Annotated in this window: 2 protein-coding genes and 1 pseudogene; all 3 read left to right on the top strand. The window is 33.0% G+C overall.

Annotated elements, in window-relative coordinates; all coding sequences use genetic code 11:
- The first annotated feature begins 49 nt into the window (after positions 1 to 49).
- On the top strand, positions 50 to 1,408 hold the full coding sequence (locus QZQ55_RS10800; protein ID WP_295093223.1) for a sodium-dependent transporter: 1,359 nt from the start codon (positions 50 to 52) through the stop codon (positions 1,406 to 1,408).
- A gap of 76 nt (positions 1,409 to 1,484) precedes the next feature.
- Entirely contained in the window at positions 1,485 to 2,402 is a 918-nt protein-coding gene (locus QZQ55_RS10795) for a toprim domain-containing protein (protein ID WP_295093221.1), read from the top strand.
- A 14-nt stretch (positions 2,403 to 2,416) separates the two neighbouring features.
- Positions 2,417 to 2,613 (top strand): annotated as a pseudogene (locus QZQ55_RS10790) (hypothetical protein); the annotation flags it as partial.

Below are 2,613 nucleotides of genomic sequence, written 5' to 3'. Positions count from 1 at the left end.
TTATATATTTGTGTCCGCGCAACGAAGGCGCGGGGAAATGGAGAAAATTATGAAAGAACGTGAACAATTTAAATCGCGAATAGGCTTCCTGCTTCTTTCGGCAGGATGTGCTATTGGTATCGGAAATGTATGGAGATTCCCTTATGTTGTAGGACAAAATGGTGGAGGAATCTTTGTCTTCTTCTATTTGATATTCCTGCTTCTTATTGGTGTCCCAATTCTAAGTATGGAGTTCTCAGTAGGACGTGCAAGTGCTAAGAGTCCAGTTAAAGCATATCAAGCTTTAGAAAAGCCAGGACAGAAATGGCATTTACATGGTTATGTTGGATTATTAGGTAACTTCTGCTTGATGATCTACTATACAACAGTATCAGGCTGGATGTTGAACTATTTCTATAAGTTCTTAACAGGCGGGTTTGAAGGTGTAAAAACATCACATGTGGCCAGTGTATTCCAGAATGTACTTTCAAGTCCTGTTCAGAATGTTTTATGGATGATTATTGTTGTTATTATTGGAATGTTAGTATGTTCTATGGGCTTACAGAATGGAGTAGAAAGAATTACTAAGGTCATGATGATTGGCTTACTTGGACTGATTGTAGTCCTTGCAGTACATGGGTTAACACTTGATAATGCAATGGCAGGTGTTAAGTTCTATTTATATCCAGACTTTAATAAGATTAAACAGATTGGCTTATTAAATGTTATTGTAGCGGCAATGAACCAGTCTTTCTTTACTTTAAGTATTGGTATTGGGTCAATGGCAATATTTGGCAGCTATTTAAAGAAAGATAAAACTCTTTTAGGGGAAGCAATGAACGTTGCAGTATTAGATACATTTGTTGCCATTGTGGCAGGACTTATTATCTTCCCAGCATGTTTCTCATTTGGCATAAATCCTGACAGTGGTCCTAGTCTGATTTTTATTACTTTACCTCATGTCTTCTTATCAATGACAGGTGGTAGAATCTGGGGTGCTTTATTCTTCCTATTTATGGCTTTCGCATCATTATCTACAGTCATTGCAGTATTTGAAAATATTATTGCCTGCACAATGGAATTATGGAATATCACAAGAAGGAAATCAGTAATCATTAATTTGATTCTTATTACTGTATGCTCATTACCTTGTGCTTTAGGATTCAATGTCCTAAGTTTCTTACAGCCTCTTGGCAGTGGTTCAACAATATTGGATTTAGAAGACTTTATCGTAAGTAATCTTCTATTGCCACTTGGGTCTCTTGTTTATTTATTATTCTGTACATCTCGCCTAGGATGGGGATTCAAGAATTATCAGACAGAAGCCAATATGGGTGATGGTCCTAAGGTCCAGAACTGGATGCAGGGCTATCTTACAATTGTTTTACCTATTGCGGTATTATTTGTATTTATCAGCAGCTTGATTTAAACAGTGGATATTCCACTGTTTTTTTGTGATTTCTCCTTAATTATATGGAATATATTATATAGAGGAGGATCAATCAATGAAAAAAAGCCGCATAGAACATGTGAAGAAATATAGTATGCTTTCTCTTGTAGAAGATTTAGGCTTTACTCTCATCTATGAGAGTGCCAATTATTATCACCTTGAGGAACATGATTCATTAAAAATCAGAGTAAATATTAATAGATTCTATTGGTATTCAAGAGGATTTGGTGGAGACACGATTACGTTATGCCAGACATTGGGTTTAGAAAAGAATCCAGAATTTCAGTCTTTTATCTATACGATTCTTTATCTGGAAATGAGAATGTATAAGAATCCTCATCATGAATTTAAAAAGACTAAAAAACAAGAGATAAAACTCTATTTACCACATAAAGATATTAATAATAAGAAGGTCTATTACTATTTATATGAAAGAGGCATTAGTTTAGATATTATTGATTATTTTATTAATCATGATTATCTCTATCAGGAAGCAGCACATCATAATCTTGTCTTTGTATCTTATCAAGGAAGTCAACCAGTATTTATAAGTAAAAGGGGAAGTATCAAGAATAATCGCTATATGCATGATTTGGCAGGGAATGATTATAGCCATTGTTTTTATATATTGCATAACACGTCGCAGTTAATTGTGACTGAATCTATTATTGATATGATGTCTCTAATGACTCTTACAAATAACTTTAAGAAATATGATTATCTATCACTTAATTCTGTCTCTCATTATCGTGCATTATTCTATCATTTAGAACATCAATCAATAGAAAGAGTCTTATTGAGATTAGACAATGATCAAGCAGGAATACATGCAGTTCATACAATTGTTGATATTTTAAATAAGAAATATCCCTCTATCAAAATAGATGTAGCCTATCCTTACAGGCATAAAGATTGGAATGATTATCTTGTCTATGGTATTAAGCATAAAGAAAATGATATAATAATATTCTAAAGAGGATGAATGATATGAAACTTATATTAAAACAAAGATTTTTAAGCTTTATGGATAGTTATGATATTTATGATGAATATGATCAGGTTGTATATAGAGTAAGTAGTCATCTTTCATGGGGGCATAAATTAGATGTATATGATGCATCAAATAATTATCTAGCCACTATAAAAGAAGAAATATTCACATTTATGCCAAGATTTGGTATCTA

This window comes from uncultured Catenibacterium sp., from assembly GCF_900540665.1.
Classification (GTDB): domain Bacteria; phylum Bacillota_I; class Bacilli_A; order Erysipelotrichales; family Coprobacillaceae; genus Catenibacterium.
Note: the sequence above shows the minus strand (reverse complement) of the source record. Positions and strands in the feature narration are given on the sequence as shown.